The organism is Kitasatospora sp. NPDC034023 (assembly GCF_055575795.1).
Map to the genome: position 1 here is coordinate 130,407 of NZ_JBVIRY010000011.1, position 18,352 is coordinate 148,758.

15 protein-coding genes are annotated in these 18,352 nt (G+C 73.9%); 6 read left to right on the forward strand and 9 right to left on the reverse strand.

Going from position 1 to position 18,352, the window contains the following annotated elements:
- Positions 1 to 9 precede the first annotated feature (9 nt).
- The 7 genes from ACZ52R_RS17390 to ACZ52R_RS17420 all read right to left on the reverse strand — a co-directional run bounded on the left by ACZ52R_RS17390 (position 10) and on the right by ACZ52R_RS17420 (position 9,149).
- Positions 10 to 1,320, reverse strand: a complete 1,311-nt coding sequence (locus ACZ52R_RS17390; RefSeq protein ID WP_465619841.1) for a nitric oxide synthase oxygenase — start codon at positions 1,318 to 1,320, stop codon at positions 10 to 12.
- 139 nt (positions 1,321 to 1,459) lie between these two features.
- Positions 1,460 to 2,887, reverse strand: a complete 1,428-nt coding sequence (locus ACZ52R_RS17395; protein WP_465620012.1) for a sugar porter family MFS transporter — start codon at positions 2,885 to 2,887, stop codon at positions 1,460 to 1,462.
- A gap of 224 nt (positions 2,888 to 3,111) precedes the next feature.
- Positions 3,112 to 4,083, reverse strand: coding sequence for an L-histidine N(alpha)-methyltransferase (gene egtD, locus ACZ52R_RS17400; protein WP_465619843.1), 972 nt, complete (start codon positions 4,081 to 4,083; stop codon positions 3,112 to 3,114).
- Between the two features lie 45 nt (positions 4,084 to 4,128).
- Positions 4,129 to 4,878: an ergothioneine biosynthesis protein EgtC gene (gene egtC, locus ACZ52R_RS17405; RefSeq protein WP_360489887.1), complete on the reverse strand. Its 750-nt coding sequence runs from the start codon at positions 4,876 to 4,878 to the stop codon at positions 4,129 to 4,131.
- On the reverse strand, positions 4,878 to 6,314 hold the full coding sequence (egtB, locus tag ACZ52R_RS17410) for an ergothioneine biosynthesis protein EgtB (protein ID WP_465619844.1): 1,437 nt from the start codon (positions 6,312 to 6,314) through the stop codon (positions 4,878 to 4,880). Before egtB ends, egtC begins: the two co-directional genes overlap by 1 nt.
- Positions 6,311 to 7,564, reverse strand: a complete 1,254-nt coding sequence (gene egtA / locus ACZ52R_RS17415; RefSeq protein WP_465619846.1) for an ergothioneine biosynthesis glutamate--cysteine ligase EgtA — start codon at positions 7,562 to 7,564, stop codon at positions 6,311 to 6,313. Before egtA ends, egtB begins: the two co-directional genes overlap by 4 nt.
- A 301-nt stretch (positions 7,565 to 7,865) precedes the next feature.
- On the reverse strand, positions 7,866 to 9,149 hold the full coding sequence (locus tag ACZ52R_RS17420) for an aminotransferase class I/II-fold pyridoxal phosphate-dependent enzyme (RefSeq protein ID WP_465619848.1): 1,284 nt from the start codon (positions 9,147 to 9,149) through the stop codon (positions 7,866 to 7,868).
- Positions 9,150 to 9,329: 180 nt separating this feature from the next.
- Between ACZ52R_RS17420 and ACZ52R_RS17425 the strand changes: the two genes are divergently transcribed.
- Entirely contained in the window at positions 9,330 to 9,920 is a 591-nt protein-coding gene (locus ACZ52R_RS17425) for an antibiotic biosynthesis monooxygenase (protein WP_465619850.1), read from the forward strand.
- A gap of 156 nt (positions 9,921 to 10,076) precedes the next feature.
- Here the strand turns inward: ACZ52R_RS17425 and ACZ52R_RS17430 are convergent, their stop codons facing one another.
- Together ACZ52R_RS17430 and ACZ52R_RS17435 are read right to left on the reverse strand one after the other, a co-directional pair.
- Positions 10,077 to 10,598, reverse strand: coding sequence for an SRPBCC family protein (locus ACZ52R_RS17430; RefSeq protein WP_465619852.1), 522 nt, complete (start codon positions 10,596 to 10,598; stop codon positions 10,077 to 10,079).
- 35 nt (positions 10,599 to 10,633) lie between these two features.
- Positions 10,634 to 12,415 carry a glycoside hydrolase family 15 protein gene (locus ACZ52R_RS17435; RefSeq protein ID WP_465619853.1) on the reverse strand — a complete coding sequence of 594 codons (1,782 nt, stop codon included), beginning with the start codon at positions 12,413 to 12,415 and terminating at the stop codon, positions 10,634 to 10,636.
- A gap of 244 nt (positions 12,416 to 12,659) precedes the next feature.
- Between ACZ52R_RS17435 and ACZ52R_RS17440 the strand changes: the two genes are divergently transcribed.
- From ACZ52R_RS17440 to ACZ52R_RS17460, 5 genes are all read left to right on the forward strand, one after another.
- A complete protein-coding gene (locus ACZ52R_RS17440; protein ID WP_360489873.1) occupies positions 12,660 to 13,466 on the forward strand; it encodes an SAM-dependent methyltransferase in 807 nt (268 codons plus the stop codon).
- Positions 13,463 to 13,624 carry a hypothetical protein gene (locus ACZ52R_RS17445; RefSeq protein ID WP_465619855.1) on the forward strand — a complete coding sequence of 54 codons (162 nt, stop codon included), beginning with the start codon at positions 13,463 to 13,465 and terminating at the stop codon, positions 13,622 to 13,624. The genes ACZ52R_RS17440 and ACZ52R_RS17445 overlap by 4 nt, the downstream gene beginning before the upstream one ends.
- Complete coding sequence (locus ACZ52R_RS17450) at positions 13,621 to 15,735, forward strand: putative bifunctional diguanylate cyclase/phosphodiesterase (RefSeq protein WP_465619856.1); 2,115 nt, start codon at positions 13,621 to 13,623, stop codon at positions 15,733 to 15,735. The genes ACZ52R_RS17445 and ACZ52R_RS17450 overlap by 4 nt, the downstream gene beginning before the upstream one ends.
- 420 nt (positions 15,736 to 16,155) lie before the next feature.
- Positions 16,156 to 17,031 carry a glycosyltransferase family 2 protein gene (locus ACZ52R_RS17455; RefSeq protein ID WP_465619858.1) on the forward strand — a complete coding sequence of 292 codons (876 nt, stop codon included), beginning with the start codon at positions 16,156 to 16,158 and terminating at the stop codon, positions 17,029 to 17,031.
- Entirely contained in the window at positions 17,028 to 18,347 is a 1,320-nt protein-coding gene (locus ACZ52R_RS17460; protein ID WP_465619860.1) for a glycosyltransferase family 2 protein, read from the forward strand. The genes ACZ52R_RS17455 and ACZ52R_RS17460 overlap by 4 nt, the downstream gene beginning before the upstream one ends.
- The last annotated feature ends 5 nt before the right edge of the window (positions 18,348 to 18,352 follow it).

The following is an 18,352-nucleotide window of genomic DNA, read 5'->3' on the forward strand; positions in this document are numbered from 1 at the left end:
CCGGCATCGCTACCAGGGCTCGCGCGGGACGAAGGCCGGCCGCAGCGCCGGGTCCACCGGGTCGTAGTACCGGTGGTAGACCGGCGTCAGCCCGCCCGAGACCGGGGGCACGATCCAGCTCCAGTCCGCCGGGGTCGTCCGGCCGAGCCGCTTCTCCTGGGCGACGTGCTTGAGGAAACGTTCCGACTCGGTGTGGTGGTCGGCGATCGTCACCCCGGCCTCCTGGAAGGAGTGCAGCACGGCGATGTTGAGCTCGATCAGCGCGCGGTCGCGCCAGAGCGTGCGGTCGCTGGAGGTGTCCAGGCCCAGCCGTTCGGCGACGGTGCCGAGCATGTCGTAGCGGTCGGCGTCGGCGAGGTTGCGGGCGCCGATCTCGGTGCCCATGTACCAGCCGTTGAACGGCGCGGCCGGGTAGCGGACGCCGCCGATCTCCAGCGTCATGTCGCTGATCGCGGGCACCGCGTACCAGCGCAGCCCGAGGTCGGCGAACCAGCCGTACTCGGGGTGGCTCAGCGGCACCTCCAGCGTGGTGCCGTCCGGCAGTTCGTACCGTACGGGCCGCTCGCCCGGCCGCTCCTGGACCAGCAGTGGCAGCACCTCGAAGCGGTCCTCGGCGCACTTCCAGCCCAGGTCGCGGGCGCGGGCGGTGAGCGCGATGCCGGCCGGGTCGCCGACGACGGCCTCGCCGACCCGGTGGCCGGCGTAGCGGACCAGCTGCTGGTTGAGGATGCGGGCGGCCGGGCGGCCCGGGCGGTCGGGGGCGAACACCGAGACCACCGGGCGGATCCGGCCGCCGTTGCCCGCCAGCCGCAGGTGCTCGAAGCACTCGGCGGCGATGTCGTCGGCCGAGGTGAGGTGGCGCAGGTCCCGGACGACCAGGCTGCGCCAGTAGAGCCGGCCGATGCACCGGGCGGCGTTGCGCCAGGCGAGCTTGGCACCGTAGGCGAGTTCGGCGGAGGTGTGCCGGTAGCTGCCGGTGCGGTCGATCTCGTCGAGAACGGCGCGCAGCCGCGGCTGCGGGTCCCCGGAGGCGGGCTGTTCGTGGTGGAACTGCCGGATGAAGTCGGCGGCCTGGTCCGGGTCGGTGAACGGCGGCGGCGCGGGCACGGCCGCGGTCGCGGACGCGGTCAGGGGGTCCTGGAACGCCTGGCCCTGGTACGCCTGGTCCCGGAAGGCCTGGGCCTGGTACGCCGCCGGGTCTGGCCTGCCGACGTGGGCCTGCGGCTGCTGGTGCGCGTGGTCGTGGGCGTACGGGCAGCCGCCGGTCATGGTGGCGGCCGCGGTTCTGCGGGTGCGAAGCCGGTTGAAGATCAAGGACACATCCCTCCTGTCGCACAGGAGTACCGGAGGTGTCCGGTCCACCGCAGAGAGTGAACGATTCGGCCCCCGCACCCGCGCGGAGCGCGCTAGGGTGCGGGGGCCGAAGGTCAGACTGTCGGATCAGCCGATGTTCCGGCTGTCAGCCCATGTCCTCCAGTCGGACGCCCTTGGTCTCCTTCAGGTACTTCGCCACGAAGGGGACGGACAGCGCCGCGAAGGCGGCGTAGATCAGGTAGGTCGCCGACAGGTTCCACCGCGACATGGACGGGAACGAGACGGTGATCGCCCAGTTGGCGATCCACTGCGCGGAGGCGGCGACGGAGAGCGCGGCGGCGCGGATCCGGTTCGGGAACATCTCGCCGAGCATCACCCAGACGACCACGCCCCAGGACATCGCGAAGAACAGCACGAAGGCGTTGGCGGCGATCAGGGCGACGGTGCCCTGGAGGTCGGGCAGGGTGAGGTTGTCGCCGCTGCCGGTGGCCGAGGAGAACGCCCAGCCGGCCGTGCCGAGTGCGACCGCCATGCCGACCGAGCCGATCAGGGCGAGCGGCTTGCGGCCGATCCGGTCGACCAGCACGATCGCGATCACGGTGCCGAGGATGTTGATGACCGAGCCGATGAAGCTGATCATCAGCGAGTTGCTCTGGTCGATGCCGACCGACTGCCACAGGATCGACGAGTAGTAGAAGATCACGTTGATGCCGACCAGCTGCTGGAACACCGACAGGCCGATGCCGACCCAGACGATCGGCAGCAGGCCGAAGCGGCCGCCGAGCAGGTCGCGGAAGCGCGGGCGGTGGTCGGAGTCGATCAGCGTCCGGATCTCGGCGATCCGGGTGTCGGTGTCCACACCCTCGCCCTCGACCTGGGCGAGCACCTTGCGGGCGTCGGCCAGGCGGTCGGCCTGGATCAGGTAGCGCGGGGACTCGGGGATGACCGAGGAGAGCACGAAGTAGACCGCGGCGGGGACGACGCAGATGCCGAGCATCCACTGCCAGGCCTCCAGGCCGAGCAGTTGGCCGCGGGTGTCGCCGCCGGCGGCCTGCGCCAGCATCCAGTTGATCAGCTGGGATATCGCGATGCCGAGCACGATCGCGGCCTGCTGGAAAGAGGCCAGTCGGCCGCGGTACTTGGTCGGCGCGACCTCGGCGATGTAGGTCGGGGCGATCACCGAGGCGATGCCGATGGCCGCGCCGCCGAGGACGCGCCACAGGGCGAGGTCCCAGGCGGAGAAGGGCAGCATCGAGCCGACGGCGCTGACCGCGAACAGCAGCGCGCCCGCCTTCATGACCTTGATGCGGCCGTACCGGTCGGCGAACCGGCCGGCCAGTGCCGCGCCGATCGCCGAGCCCAGCAGGGCCGAGGAGACGATCAGGCCGGTCACGCCGTCGCCGACGCCGAACTTCGCCTGGATGCCGGAGACGGCGCCGTTGATCACGGAGCTGTCGTAGCCGAACAGGAACCCGCCGAGGGCCGCGGCGGCGGTGATGAAGACGACGAAGCCGAGGCGGCCGGGCGCGGGGTCCTCGACCGCCCCGGAGGGCTTCTGGGTGACGCTCACGATCTGACTCCTGGTACTCAACGCTGAGCTCGGTCGCCGAGATCGTAACCCTTATTCATTTAACTCTTGTAGGCCGGGGGCTCAATTTTCGCTTCGAGAATTCGTAAGGTGAACAAGCAAATTGAGCCACCGGGCCACCGGGCCACCGGGCCACCGCCGCGGGCCGGGCTCCGCCGCGGGCCGGGCTCCGCCTCGGGCCTGGCCGCCTGAGTTCGGGGCGGTGCCGCTCACGCCGGGGCGGAGAGCGAGAGCCCGAACCGGCCCTCCGGATCCGTCCACCAGTGGCTCAGTCGCAGTCCCGCCGCCGCCAGCTCTCCGGCCACTCGCTCGCGGCGGAACTTGGCCGACACCTCGGTGCGCAGCTCCTCGCCGCGGGCGAAGTGCACCGGCAGGTCCAGGGCCGGGATCTTCACGGTCTGCGAGCGCAGCGAGCGCAGCCGCATCTCGATCCACTCCTGTTCGGCGTCCCAGCGCGCGACGTGCTCGAAGGCGTCCGGGTCGAAGTCGGCGCCCAGCTCGCGGTTGAGCACGTTGAGCACGTTCCGGTTGAACTCGGCGGTCACCCCGGCGGAGTCGTCGTAGGCGGCGACCAGCACCGCCGGGTCCTTGACCAGGTCGGTGCCGAGTAGCAGGAAGTCGCCGGGGTCGAGGGCGGCACGCAGGCCGCGCAGGAAGGCGGCGCGCTCCTCGGGCAGCAGGTTGCCGAGGGTGCCGCCGAGGAAGGCGACCAGGCGCGGGCCGCCCTCGGGGGGCAGTCCGAGCCGAGCGGTGAAGTCGGCCAGCACGCCGTGCACGGCCAGGCCGGGGTACTCGCCGGCGAGCGCGGAGCCGGCGGTGGTCAGCGCGCTCTCGCTGACGTCCACCGGGACGTACGTCTCCAGGGTGTCGAGTGCGCGCAGCGCGTCCAGGAGGAGCCGGGTCTTCTCGGAGGAGCCGGAGCCCAGCTCGACCAGGGTGTGGGCCCGGGTGGCGGCGGCGATCTCGCCGGCCCGGGCGGTGAGGATGGCCCGCTCGGCGCGGGTCGGGTAGTACTCGGGCAGCCGGGTGATCTCCTCGAACAGCTCGCTGCCCCGCGCGTCGTAGAACCACTTCGGCGGCAGCCACTTGGGTTCCGAGGTCAGGCCGTGCTGCACGTCCTGGCGCAACGTGGTGCTGAAGTGGTCGGCGGGCAGCAGTCGGGTGAGCTCGAAGGTGTCCATGACAGGGTGGTTCCTCTGTTCAGAAGATGAAGGGAGGGTGGAGGGTCAGTAGTGACTGGGGAGCCGACGGACGGTGACGCCGTGGCCGCCGACCAGCAGCAGCGAGCCGTCCGGCACGGGCGTCCAGCCCGGTCCGTCGTCGTACGGCTCGGAGGCCACCACCGTCCCGAGGCCCGGCAGGGTCCGGTGGTGCAGGGTGTCGCCCCAGGTGGTCGCGGCGAGCGCGGTGCCGTCGGTGAGCAGCAGGTTGAGCCGCCCGGTGGTGTGCGCGGCGACGTCCGCGACGGTGCCCGCCAGGGCCTCGTCGAGCCCGGCGCCGGCCCGCAGCCGGTGCAGGGTCAGGGCCCACAGCAGGGCCGAGTCGGTGCGCGCCTCCAGCTCCAGCAGCTCGGCCGACGGGAGCAGCGCGGCCAGGGCGTCCAGCTTGCCCGGCCAGCCGGCCACCGCGCCGTTGTGGCTGAACAGCCAGCGCTCGGCGGCGAACGGCGCGGCCGCGCTCTCGCCCGCCGCGCAGCCCTCGGTGGCGGAGCGCACGGCGGCCAGCAGCGCGCGGGTGCGGACCACCCGGGCCAGGTCGGCGAAGGTCTCGTCGGCCCAGATCGGCCCGGTCCGGCGGTAGCGGGCGGGCACCTGGTCACCGTCCGCGTACCAGCCGAGGCCGAAGCCGTCCACGTTGACCGTGCCGAACCGCTGCGTCCGGGGCGCCCAGGACTGCCGGTACAGCCCGTACGGCGGGTGCACCAGCAGCTCCTGTGGAGCCACGGGCTCGCCCAGGTAGGCGATGTGGCGGCACATCAGTCGCGCTCCGCGTCGCGGGCGGTGCGGAACCCGGCGAAGATCTGCCGCCGGATCGGGTAGTCCCAGTTGCGGAACGTGCCCCGGCAGGCGACCGGCGCCACCGCGAAGCAGCCGCCGCGCAGCACCTTGTACTCGGGGCCGAAGAAGACCTCCGAGTACTCCCGGTACGGCCAGGCCCGGAAGCCCGGGTAGGGGTGGAGGTCGTCGGCCGTCCACTCCCACACGTCGCCGATCAACTGCCGTACGCCGTACGGGGACTGTCCCTCGGGGTAGGAGCCGGCCCCGGCCGGGCGCAGATGGCGCTGGCCCAGGTTGGCGTGCTCGGGGCCGGGGGTCCGGTCGCCCCAGGGGTAGCGGCGGGAGCGGCCGGTGACCGGGTCGTGCCGGGCCGCCTTCTCCCACTCCGCCTCGGTCGGCAGCCGCCGCCCGGCCCACCGGGCGTACGCGTCCGCCTCGTACCAGCTGACGTGCAGCACCGGCTCGTTCGGCTCGACGGGCTCGACTGCGCCGAAGCGGCGGCGCAGCCACTCGCCGCCCTGGCGCTGCCAGAACAGCGGGGCGGTCAGCCCGGCGCGCTGCCGGTGCGTCCAGCCCTCCGGCGTCCACCAGCGCGGGTCGTCGTATCCGCCCTCGGCGATGAAGCGCTGGTAGGCGGCGTTGGTGACCGGCGTGGTGTCCAGCAGGAAGGCCGGCAGGTCGACGGTGTGGGCCGGGCGCTCGTTGTCCAGCGCCCACGGCTCGGTGTCCGTTCCCATGGTGAACGGTCCTGCGGGGATGAGGACTTCGGCGGGCAGCGTGGCGGCGTCGACGGGTGCGGGCGGCGGTGGGGGAGCGGCCAGGGCCGGCGCGCCCCTGCGGAGCTGATGGGTGATCAGCATCGTCTCGTCGTGCTGCTGTTCGTGCTGCGCGATCATCCCGAACGCGAACCCGGCCTCCAGCAGCGGCGCGCCCTCCAGCGGGCTGGCGGCGAGCATGTCCAGCACCCGGCCGCGCACCTCATGGGCGTACGCGCGGGCCTCGGCGGGCGGCAGCAGCGGCAGGCTGGGGCGTTCGGCCCGGGGGTGCTGGAAGGCGTCGTACAGCCCGTCGATCTCCGGGTGCATCGGGTCCCGGCCGCCGACGTTGCGCAGCAGCCAGAGCTCCTCCTGGTTGCCGATGTGCGCGAGGTCCCAGACCAGCGGGGACATCAGCGGGGAGTGCTGGGCGGTGAGGTCGCCGTCCTCGACGCAGTCGGTCAGCGCGGCGGTCCGGGCGCGGGCGGCCGACAGCTCGGCGGCGATGGTCTCGCGCAGGTCCTCGATGCCGCGGGGTGCCTCGATGCCGCGTGCGGCCTCGGAACCGCGGTCTTCGATGCCGCGATCCTCGATCCCGGGTGCTGCGCCGACCTCCTGGGCGGGGGCTGCGGTCGGGCCGTTCGGTCGGACGTCGGTCATGGGGCGGCCTCCTCCGTGGGAGTGCGTCGGGTGCCGGAGCGCAGGGCGTCCAGCTGGTCGTCGGCCGGACAGCGGCCGCGCGCGGGGTAGCGCTCGGCGAACTCGGCGACGGCGGTGCGCAGCCGCCCGGCACCGGGCAGGCGGCCCAGTGCGGCGTCGGCGGCGGCGAAGCAGGTGAGGGCGGCGCGGCGCAGTTCGGGGTCGGCGACCGCCAGGGTGGCGGCGCGGCACCAGACGTCGTTGCGCGGCGGTCGCGGACCGTCCGCGCACGCGAGGGGCTCCAGCGCGGCCAGCGCGGCATCGGCGGCCACCGGGTCGTCCAGCAGCGCGGTGACCAGCGCGGTGACCACCGTCCAGCCGTCCCCGGGCTGGGCGTCGATCATCCGCAGCTCCAGGTGGCCGCGCGGGCGCACCGGCGGGAAGAGGGTGGTGCGGTGGTAGTCCAAGTCGGCGAGGGTGGGCGGTCGTTCGCCTCCGCCGCGGATCCACTCACGGAAGGTCAGCCCGGGCGGGACCGTCCACGGCAGTCCCTCAGGCCGTTGCATGCACAGCACTTCGGCGTCCAGTACGTACCGCGCCCAGGCCTCGCGCGGGTCGCCGTGGTCCGGCTCCGGGGCCAGCGTGCGGGTCGGGTCCATCCGGGACCAGACGGTCTGCCGGGTCGACCGGTGACCGGTCGGCCTGCCGTCCAGCAGCGGGGAGTTGGCGAAGGCGGCGACCAGCACCGGGCCCAGCCGGTGGACCAGCTGCCAGCGGCGCTCCACGGCGTGCGGGCCGTCCGCTTCGCCGGCGTCCAGGCACACCTGCACCGACGCGGTACCGGTCATCATGATCCGGCCCCAGGGCCCCGCGGAGTCGAAGAAGCGCTCCATCGCGAGGTAGCGGGGGTGGTCCAGCACCATCCGTCGGGGGCGGGCCAGCGGGTCCGTCCCGGTGCCGGTGAGTCGCAGGCCCTGTGCCGCGAAGGCGGCCCGCAGGGCGGTCAGATCGCGTCGGGTGTCGTCGACGCAGGCCAGGAGGCCGGTGGCGGGCGGGGAGCTGAGCTCGACCTGTCCGCCGGGTTCGAGCGTGAGGCGCGAACCGGAGGGGAGCGAGGTGCCGTCGGTGCCGCCGAGGGGCAGCGACTCCAGTGCGGCGTGGATCAGTTCCGGCCGGACGGGCCGGGTGGGACATCGATCGTCATGGACGAACCACTCGACCTCGACACCTACCAGTCGGGGCGGTCCGATCTTGAAACAGACACCCGACACGTGGCTGCGCGCCCCCGATTCGGTCAGCGGGGTCACCCCCGTCGGGGGCGGTGGTGCGCTCTGCCGGTCGGGCGGAGTGGTGTGGGATATGGGTATCACCGGACTCACCATCCTCGGGATCACGATTGCGGCCCGGTCTACTTTGCCCAGTCTGCTACGGAGCATGCGGGGGCGCTCCGCAAAAATCGCGTGAACGTTGGTTTCCGCAGGCCAGGGGCGTGGCGAACGGGTGATTGCGGGGTTTTGGGCGGCTTGTACGCGAGCGCGTACACGGGGTGCGTGACCCCGGCATGTGCCGGGGTCACCCGAGGTCGAGCCGCTCCAGCCGCGCCAGGACGGTGTCCAGCACCGGGCCCGACAGGGCGTAGTTCAACCGCAGCGCACCGTGGCCGCCGGAGCCGAACTCGGCGCCGTCGGAGGCCTCCAGGCCGCAGCGCTCCAACAGGGCCTGCCGGGCGGCCGTCGGCGGCAGGCCCAGGGCGGCGGCGTCCAGCCAGAGCAGGTAGGAGGCCTGCGGGGCCGAGCGGACGGCGGGCCCGAGCCGGTCGGTGAGCCGGGTGCGGGCGGCGGCGAGGTGGGCGAGCAGCGCGTCCAGCCACGGGCCGCCCTCGCACAGCGCCGCCCGCTGCACGGTCTGCTCCAGCAGGCCGCCCTCCCAGAGGCCGTAGCCGGCCAGTGCGTCGGCGAACCGGGTGCGCAGCCCAGGGTCCGGGACGAGGGCGAAACTGCTGGGGATGCCGGAGCAGTTGAAGGTCTTGCCGACGGAGTTGAGGGTGACGACGAGGTGCCGGTGCGCCGGGTCGACGGCGGTCACGGCGACGGGGTGGCCCCGGCCGGGGTGGGTGGGGTCTGGATGGGCGATGCCTGGGCGGGCGATATCCGGGTGGGCGATGTCCGGGTGGGTGAGGTCGCCGTGCACCTCGTCCGAGACCAGCAGCGCGCCCGCCTCTGCCGCCCGCTCGGCCAGGCCGCGCAGCTGGTCGGCGGGCCAGACCCGGCCGGAGGGGTTGTGCGGGCTGCTGAGCAGTACGGCGGTGGCGGGCCCGGGGAGCGGGCCGTCCGGGAGCCGGTAGCCGCCGGGGCCGAGGGGCAGGGGCAGCTCCCGGTACGCGACGCGCGCGGCGCCGCAGAGCTGGGCGAAGCCGCCCCACTCGGGGGTCGGGAAGAGGACGGGCGGCTGCGGCCGTCCGGGGTCCGGCCGGACGGCCTCCAGCAGCACGCGCAGGGCGGTGCGCGGGCCGCAGGGCAGCAGCAGGACCCAGTCCGGATCCACGTCGACGCCGTGCCGGGCGCGGTACCAGTCCGCCACCAGCGGCCGGCCCGCCGGGTCGCACACCGTGTAGCCGTACGCGCGGTGGCGGGCCCGCTGGCGCAGGGCCTCGGCGATGGCGGGCGGGCCGGGGAGGTCCATGTCGGCGAGGCCCATCGGGACCACCCCGGGGGCGCCGCCCGCGCGGGCCCACTTGCTGCTGCCGGTGCCGGTGCGGTCGAAGGGGGCGTCGAAGCCGAAGGCGAGGCGGCCGGCTGAGCCGATAGGGCCGGTGGGTGTGGCGGGTGTGGTGGGCGTAGGGGGCGTGGCGGTCATGGGCGGGCCTCCGGTGCGTCGGGACGCTCCGGCCACGCTAGTCCCGGCGGGGCCGTCTCGTCCCACGGTTCGGGCGCAGGGTGGGCGGATCACCGGACGGCCCGTAGGCTGCCCGGCGGCTCGCGGCGGTGAGGCACGGGGGTGCAGACGCGGGGACGCACGGGGAGAGGGGCAGCGAGGATGGCGGCGACGGTACGGGGGACGGTCGATGAGCAGACCGACCAAGGCGAGGAGGTCACGCTGTTCGTGGCACGGCGGGTGGAGCCGGGCTACGAGAAAGCCTTCGAGCGGTGGGCGGAGAACATCCTCGCCGCGGCCACGGAACACGCGGGCAACCTCGGCACCGGGCTGCTGCGTCCGTCCGGCCCGGACGAACCCTGGCACCTGCTGCTGCACTTCCGGGACGCCGAGGCGTTCCGTTCCTGGCAGACCTCCCCGGTGCGGGCAGCCTGCTTCGCCAAGGCGGACGGCCACCACCACGAGGTCCATCGCCACGAGATCCACGGGATGGAGGGCTGGTTCGCCACCACCCCGGGCGCCGCGCAGCGCCGACCGCCGGTGCGCTGGAAGATGGCGGTGGCCTCGACGATCGCCATCGCGCCGTTGGTCGTGGTCTCCGCGGTCGTGCTCGGGCCGCACCTGACGGGCCTGCCGGTGGCCGTCCGACCGCTGGTCACCGCGCCGCTGATCAGCTTGCTGATGACGTACGCGGCGCTGCCGGTGGTGACGCGGGCGCTGCGGCGGTGGCTGTTTCCGGGGGCGAAGGGGTGAGGGGCGGCGGGTGTCGGCGGGCGAGCGGGGGCGACGGGCGGACGGATGTCAGCTGACAGACAACAGACGACAGACGACAGGCGACAGCGAACAGATGACAGCTGACAGATTTCGAAATCTGTCAGCTGTCATCTGTTCGCTGAAAGTTGTCAGCCGTCATCCGTCACCCCCGCCCGCCGCCAGGTACGCCGCGAGCCCCCGCCGCCCCCGGCGCATCATCACTGCGTGGTTGGCCCGGAAAACCGGGTGGAGCGGAAGGGCGAGCCGGCGCAACAGCGCCGAGCCGGGCCGGGTGTCCTCCTCGAACAGCACCCGGCTGCCCGCGCCGCCCGAGCTGCCTGCGCGGCCCGCGCCGTCCCGGTCGGCCGCGCAACGCGCCCGTCCTGCGCCGTCCGCCGTCACCGTGAACCGGGACCACCCGGTGAGGTCGCCCCGCATGGTCGCCTCCAGCACCCCGGCGGCCGGGTCGCGCCGGCTCGCCTCCAGGCCGATCACCAGCCGGTACGGCAGCAGCGCGCGCACCACCACCTCCCCGGAATCCTCGCCGGTCGGCCGGGCCTCGCGGATCTCCGGCCACCACAGCGGATAGCTCCGTACGTCCGCCAGCGCCGCGTACACGATGTCCGGCGGCGCCGCGAGCCGCCACATGCCCCGGAAGCGGTAGTGGTTGGGGTCCACGGGTCCACCCTAGCCTCGTGTCGCCCCCGCGTCCGCTACCCCGGCTCGGCCAGGGCGAAGGCCGTGTTGACCAGTGCCACGTGGCTGAACGCCTGTGGCGTGTTGCCGAGTTGGCGCCTGGAGCGCGGATCCCACTCCTCGGAGAGCAGTCCGAGGTCGTTGGCGAGTCCGACCACCCGCGCGAACAGTGTCCGCGCCTCGTCCCGGCGTCCCGTCGCGACAAGCGCGTCGGCGAGCCAGAACGAGCAGGCCAGGAAGGCTCCTTCGCCGCCCGGCAGCCCGTCGCCGTGGTACCCGGCCCGGTAACGGTGCACCAGTCCGCCGTGGCCGAGTTCGTCACGGACGGCGTCCACGGTGCGCACCACCCGGGGGTCGTCCGGCGGGAGGAAGCCGCTCTTGAGTACGAACAGGGTCGCCGCGTCCAGCCCCCGCCCGCCGTAGTGCTGGACGAACACGCCGCGCTGGCGGTCGTAGCCCTGTTCGCAGACGTCGGCGTGGATGTCGTCGCGCAGCGCCCGCCAGCGGTCGACCGGGGCGGGCAGTCCGGTGGCCTCGGCGAGCCGGACGGCACGGTCGGCGGCCACCCAGCACATGACCTTGGAGTGGACGAAGTGCCGCCGCCCGCCGCGTACTTCCCACAGCCCTTCGTCCGGCTCGCGCCAGTGCCGCTCCACGTGGTCCATCAGTGAGCGCAGCAGTGTCCAGACATGCCGCTCCATCGGGATTCCGGCCCGCAGCGCGAGGTTGAGGGTGTCCACCACCTCGCCGTAGACGTCGAGTTGGAGCTGGTCGACGGCGGCGTTGCCGAACCGGACCGGTCGCGAGCCCTCGTACCCGGGCAGCCAGTCGGCGGTGGTCTCGCCGAGCATCCGTTCCCCGGCGACCCCGTACACGGCCTGGACGTGCCTCGGCCCGCCGGCGATGGCCCGTAGCAGCCAGCGGCGCCAGGCGGCGGCCTCGTCGCGGAACCCGCCGCGCAGCAGGGCGGAGAGCGTCATCGAGGAGTCGCGCAGCCAGCAGAAGCGGTAGTCCCAGTTGCGCGCGCCGCCGATCACCTCCGGCAGGGAGGCGCTGGCCGCCGCGACGATCCCGCCGGTGGGGGCGTAGGCGAGCGCCTTGAGGGTGAGCAGTGAGCGCAGCACGGCCGAGCGCCACTCGCCCCGGTACTGGCAGCCGGCCGCCCAGCCCTGCCACTGGGCGACGGTGGCGACGAGCGCCTGTTCGGGGTCGGTGCGCGGGGCGGAGGCCAGGTGGGAGGGCTGCCAGGTGAGGACGAAGGGTACCCGGAGCCCGGTGGTGACGGTGAACTCCGAGGTGGTGACGCCGTCCAGTCCGTACGTGTGGACTCCTGCGGGCACCCGCAGCCAGGCGGAGTCGGGCCCGGCGACGGCGACCCGGTGGTGTCCGGTGCGCCGGACCCACGGGTCGATCCGGCCGTAGTTGAAGCGAAGCCGCAGCGACCCGCGCATCGGCACCGTGCCGTCGAGGCCCTCGACGATCCGGATCAGCTGCGGTTCGCGCCGGCCGCCCTGACCGCGCTGCGGCATGAAGTCGATGATCCGCACCCGCCCGCCGGCGGTCTGCCACTCGCTCTCCAGCACCAGGCTGTCGCCGCGGTAGCGGCGGGCGTGGCACTCGGCGGCGCCGGCCGGGGCGATCCGCCAGGCGCCGTGGCGCTGGTCGCCGAGGAGTCCGGCGAAGCAGCTGGGGGAGTCGAAGCGGGGCAGGCACAGCCAGTCGACCGATCCGTCCCGACCCACCAGGGCGGCGGTCTGCAGGTCGCCGATGAGGGCGTAGTCCTCGATGCCTCCGGCCATCACGCCCATTGTGGGACGCGCCGCCGCCGACCCGCGCGGCAGGAAGGCCGCCACGGGCACCCGCGCACCCGCATCCCCGCGCGACACGCCCACCCGACACGCCCGCCCGCCGGCCAGGAGCCGGGCACTCCGCTTGCACCCGTTCGGGGTGCGGAGGAGGATCTTCTGTGCTTGTAGTCTCATCTGTCACAGCGGTGTCCGTGCGGCACTGCCGCCCCATAACCGGAGTGAAGGAGTCACAGGCATGCGGCGACCGAGCTGGGTACCGGAGGGCACGGACCTGGACAAACCGAACGCCGCGCGGGTCTACGACTACTACCTCGGGGGCTCGCACAACTTCGAGGTCGACCGGGAGATGGCCCGCAAGGCGATGGCCCTGTGGCCGGAGCTGCCGCAGATCATGCGCTCCAACCGCGCCTTCCTGCGCCGCGCCGTGACCTTCCTCGCCGAGCGGGGCGTCACCCGATTCCTGGACATCGGCTCCGGCATCCCGACCTTCGGCGCGGTGCACGAGATCGCCCGCGCGATCCGCCCCGAGGCGAAGGTCGTCTACGTGGACCGCGACCCGGTCGCCGTCGCGCACAGCCGCCTGCTGATGGAGGACGACCCGGCCAGCCTCGTCGTCCAGGCCGACCTGCGCGACGTCGACGACCTGATGGGCCGCCCCGAGGTGACCGCGCTGCTGGCGGAGGGCGAGCCGGTGGCCGTGCTGCTGGTGGCCGTCGCCCACTTCGTCAGCGACGACGAGGACCCGTGGAAGCTGATCGGGGTGATCCGCGACGCCCTCCCGCCCGGCAGCGCGCTGGTGCTCTCGCACGCCTCCCTGGAGGGCCGCCCGGACCAGGCGGAGGACCACCAGAAGCTCTACAAGATGACGCCGACCCCGCTGACCATGCGCAACCACGAGCAGATCACCGCGATGTTCGCCGGCTTCGAGCTGGTCGAGCCGGGCGTGGTCTACCTGCCGCAGTGGCGCCCGGACCAGCCCGACACGGTCGGCGAGCACCCCGAGCGGATGACCGGGGTGGCGGGCGTGGGGTTCCGCCCTTGATCGGACGCGGCGCACGAGGCACCGACGGCCGCCCGCCCGGCGCGGCGGCCGCCGGGAGCGCCGCGCTGTCCGGCGCCGCCGGGAGCGCCGTGCTGCCCAGCGCCGCCGGGAGCGTCGTGCTGTCCGGCGCCGGCCGCGGCCCCGGGGTGCGCCGATGAACACCACTCCGGTTCGCGGCAGCGCCGAGCGGTTCCACGAGGACTGGGCCCGGCTGCTCTCGGCCGACCACGGCATCGCCGTCCACCCCGACCTGCTCAGCCGGCTGGTCGCGCGCACCGCCGCGCTGCTGCACCGCGCCCAGGAGGACGCGCCGTTCGAGCCGCGCCTGGCCGCGCAGGCCGGCGCCGAGCTGGTCGACGCGCACTTCACCGACCCGGTGCTGCTGGCCCGGGCCGTCGAGCTGCTCCAGGCGCAGCCGCTCGCCGACGCCCGCGGCCCCGCCCTGACCGGCTCCTTCGCGGCCGGCTGGGCCGCCGCGCTGCGTGAGCGCACGCTGCGTGAGCAGGAGGCGATCCGCACCGCCGCCGACACCGCCCGCAGGGAGGCCGAGCGGGCGCTGCGCGCTTCCGAGGCCCGGTTCCGGGCGCTGTTCGAGAGCGCGGCCATCGGCATCGGGATCGGCGACACGGACGGCAACATCCTGGCCGTCAACAAGGCCCTGCAAGAGCTGTTCGGCGCGAGCCCGGAGGACATGACCGGCCGCCGGGTCGGCGATCTCGTGCACCCGGAGGACACCCCGGGGGTCTGGGAGGCGTACGAGGAGCTGATCGGCGGCAAGCGGGACTACTTCCAGTTCGACAAGCCGTACTACCGGCAGGACGGCGAGGTGGTCTGGACGCACCTGACGGTCTCGCTGATCCGCGACGACGACGGCCGCCCGCAGTACCAGGTCGCGATGCTCGAGGACGTCACCGACCGCTACCGGCTGCAGGAGCGGCTGCGCCACCAGGCGACCCACGACCCGCTGACCGGCCTGCCCAACCGTGCGGCCTTCTTCGAGCGGCTGGAGAAGCTGTTCGAGGACCCGGAGCCGGGCGCCCGCTTCGGCCTCTGCTACGTCGACCTCGACGGCTTCAAGGTGGTCAACGACAGCCTCGGCCACGACATGGGCGACCAGCTGCTGTCCGCCGTCGCCGCCCGGTTGAAGGCGGCCCTCACCCCGCTCGGCCACCTGGTGGCCCGGCTCGGCGGGGACGAGTTCGTGGTGCTGCTGGAGAACTGCCGGGGCGAGCAGGAGGCGGTGGCCGCCGCGAAGACGGTGCTCAAGGCCCTGGCCGGGCCGGTGTTGATCGGCGATCACAAGCTGGCCGTGGGCGCGAGCGTGGGCGTGCTGGAGCGGCGGGTGTCCACGACCACCCCGGGCGCCGCGGTCCGGGCCGCCGACCTGACGCTCTACCGGGCCAAGGAGGCCGGCCGCGGCCGCTGGACGCTGTTCGACCCCAAGGAGAATGCCCGCGCGGTCAGCCGCTACGCGGTGTCGGTGCGGATGCCCGCCGCCCTCGACCGGGGCGAGTTCTTCGTCGACTACCAGCCGCTCTACCGGCTCGAGGACGGCCGACTGGCCGCCGCGGAGGCGCTGGTGCGCTGGCGTCACCCGCAACTCGGCGTCCTCGGCCCGGACGAGTTCGTGACCACGGCCGAGGAGACCGGGCTGATCATGCCGCTCGGCCGCTGGGTGCTGGAGCAGGCGTGCGGGCAGGCGGCGGACTGGATCAAGCGCTTCGGTGACGCCGCGCCGCAACTGAACGTCAACCTGGCCGTGCGTCAGGCGCGCAGCTCCGCGCTGGTCTCCGACCTCGCCCGGATCCTCGACGACACCGGTCTGGACCCGGCCCGGCTCCAGCTGGAGATCACCGAGTCGACGGTGGTCGGGCCCGAGGACGAGGCGCTGCGCACCCTGCACGGGCTGGTCGACCTCGGGGTGTCGCTGGCCGTGGACGACTTCGGCACCGGCTGGTCCAACCTCGCGTACCTGCGCGACCTGCCGGTCTCCGGGCTGAAGATCGCCGGGTCCTTCGTGGGCGACCTGCACGAACCGGGCAAGGACGAGTCCACCGGGTGGCGGATCGTCAGCGGTCTGGTGTCGATGGCCCACGCGCTCGGGCTGACCGTCACCGCCGAGGGCGTGGAGACCCGCAGGGACGCCGAGCGGCTGCGGACCATCGGCTGCGACTGGGCGCAGGGCTGGCACTTCGGGCGCCCGGTGCGGCCGGCCGAGATCGCCCGCCGGATCGCGGAGGAGCCGCATGGCCGTCCCGTCGAGGGGTGAGCTCCGCCGGAGGCGCTGCGAGGTGGGTCGCTGCGAGGTGAGGCGCTGCGGGTGCGGAGAAGGATGGTGACAAAGCGTTACCGCACGTCATGGGAAGTTACGGTAAAAATCGGACAAAGACCCCTTGACGTGACTGTCCGTACCGACAGACGATGAGGCCCTGGCATAGCCCGCACCCGTAGGTGCGGTAGTCCATCAGCCAGTTCGTACGACCGGCGCCCGAGGCGCCGGGAGGGCCCGGCGGTGCGCACCCCCCACACGGCCGCCACAGCGCCCTCAACGTTTCGGCAGCCCCTCGACGGGCTTCCCTCCGGGCTCGGCCCGCGCGTATCCGTCCGCGCCCGCCGCCCGTTCGTCACACCGCAAGGGCCGCGCCGTGCCCGGCGCCTGCCCCCGCCTCCCCCCGAGAGGCCGCTCACGATGAGCCCCACCCTGCCCCCCGATGCCGTCCGGTACCCCGACGTCGTCCGGTACCCCTATGCCGGACGGCCCCCCGACCTCAACGGGGACCGCCACCCGCGCCGCCGCGCCGAGGACCGCGTCACCGTGCACCGCCCGATGCGCCGGGCCGGCGACGGCGTCGCCACCACCCACACGGTCAGCCTGGTCGTCCCCGCCCAGAACGAGGCCCGCAACATCGCCTGGGTCTTCGAGCAGATCCCACGCTGCGTCGACGAGGTCATCCTGGTCGACGGCGCGTCCGACGACGCGACCGTCCCGATGGCCCGGCACTGCCTGCCGACCGTCCGCAGCGTCCAGCAGAGCGGCCCCGGCAAGGGCAACGCGCTGCGTACCGGGTTCGCCGCAGCCGCCGGCGAGTACATCGTCATGATGGACGCCGACGGCTCCATGTGGCCCGGCGAGATCCCCCACTACCTGCACTTCCTCGACCACGGCTTCGACTTCGTCAAGGGCTCGCGCTGCATCGCCGGCGGCGGTTCGCTGGACCTCACCAGGATCCGCTCGCTCGGCAACCGGGCCCTGCTCGCCGTCGTCAACCGCGTCTACGACGCGCGCCTCACCGACCTGTGCTACGGCTACTGCGCCTTCCGCCGTTCCTTCCTGGACGCGCTCGACCTGCGCTCCACCGGCTTCGAGATCGAGGCCGAGATGGTCGCGCACGCGTTGCGCTCCGGGCTGCGGATCGCCGAAGTGCCGAGCCTGGAGCTCCCCCGCCGCAGCGGCCGATCCCACCTGCACGCCGTCTCCGACGGCCGCCGGGTGCTGAGGACCCTGATTGCCGAGCGTCCCGGCGCCCGGCCCTCGGCGGCCGTCCCCGCAGGGGAGAACCGATGAGTGGCACCGACCGGCGCACCGCAGCAGCCTGCCCGCGCCCCGCCGCCCGCGACTCGCTCCGCACCCCCGTCCGTGTCGTCGAACTGGACCTGGACGAGCCCGGCGAGTTGCGCTCGCCCGGCGGTCTCGGGGCCGGCGACCCGGCCGGCCGCGTGCTGGCGTTGGTGCGGCTGCACGGACACCCGCTCGGCTTGGTCACGGCCACCGGAGCAGCGGGCGAGAGCGCCGCGCTGCGCCGGGCGCTGGTCGACGCCGCCCACCGGGAACTGCGTGTTCCCGCTCTGTCCACCGCGACACCCGCGGCGCGCCCCGGTCGGGTCGGGCGCGCCCGGGTGCCTGCGGGCCCGGTCACGGTCAGCGTGGTCGTCGCCACCCACAACCGGGTGGGTCTGCTGCGACTCTGCCTCGACTCCCTGCTGCGGAACGGCTATCCGCACTTCGAGGTCATCGTCGTGGACAACGCCCCCGCCGACGACGCCGCCGAACGGCTGATCCGTGACCGGTACCGGGGCCGGGTCCGCTACCTGCGCGAGCCGGTGGCGGGCCTGGCCCGGGCCCACAACACCGGGCTCGCCGCCGCCACCGGCGAGATCACCGCCTTCACCGACGACGACACCCTCGCCGACCCCGGCTGGATCGAGGCGCTCGCCCAGACCTTCGCCGAGGACGAGCGGATCGGCTGCGTCACCGGCCTGATCCTGCCCGCCGAGCTCGACACCCCCGCCCAGGTCGCGCTGGAGCACCAGGGCTGCTTCGCCAAGGGATTCGCTGCCCGCACCTGGACCCTCGCCGACCGGCACACCGACCCGCTCTTCCCGTTCGCCGCCGGCCGCTTCGGCTCCGGGGCCAACATGGCCTTCCGCACCGCGCGCCTGCGCGCCCTCGGTGGCTTCGACCCCGCCACCGGCACCGGCACCCCGGCCCGCGGCGGCGACGACCTGCTCGCCTTCTTCCGCATCCTGGTGGCCGGCCAGGCCCTCGCCTACGCGCCCGACGCCATCGTCTGGCACTGCCACCGGCGCACCATGGACGCGGTGCCCGCCCAGGCCTTCGGCTACGGAGCCGGCTTCGGTGCCTACCTCACGGCGGCCCTGCACCACGAACCCGCCATGCTGCCCGCCCTGCTGCGCCGCCTGCCCGGCGGCCTCCGCTACGCGGCCCACCGCGCCCGCACCCGGCCGGACCCCGGTGGTGCGGCGGGCCGCTGCCCGACCTGGCGCCTGGCCCGACTGGAGCTCCAGGGGCTGCTGTACGGTCCGGTCGGGTACGCGCGCAGCGTCCGCCGCGCCCGGGCCGGCGCACGGGTGACAGGGTGAGCCCG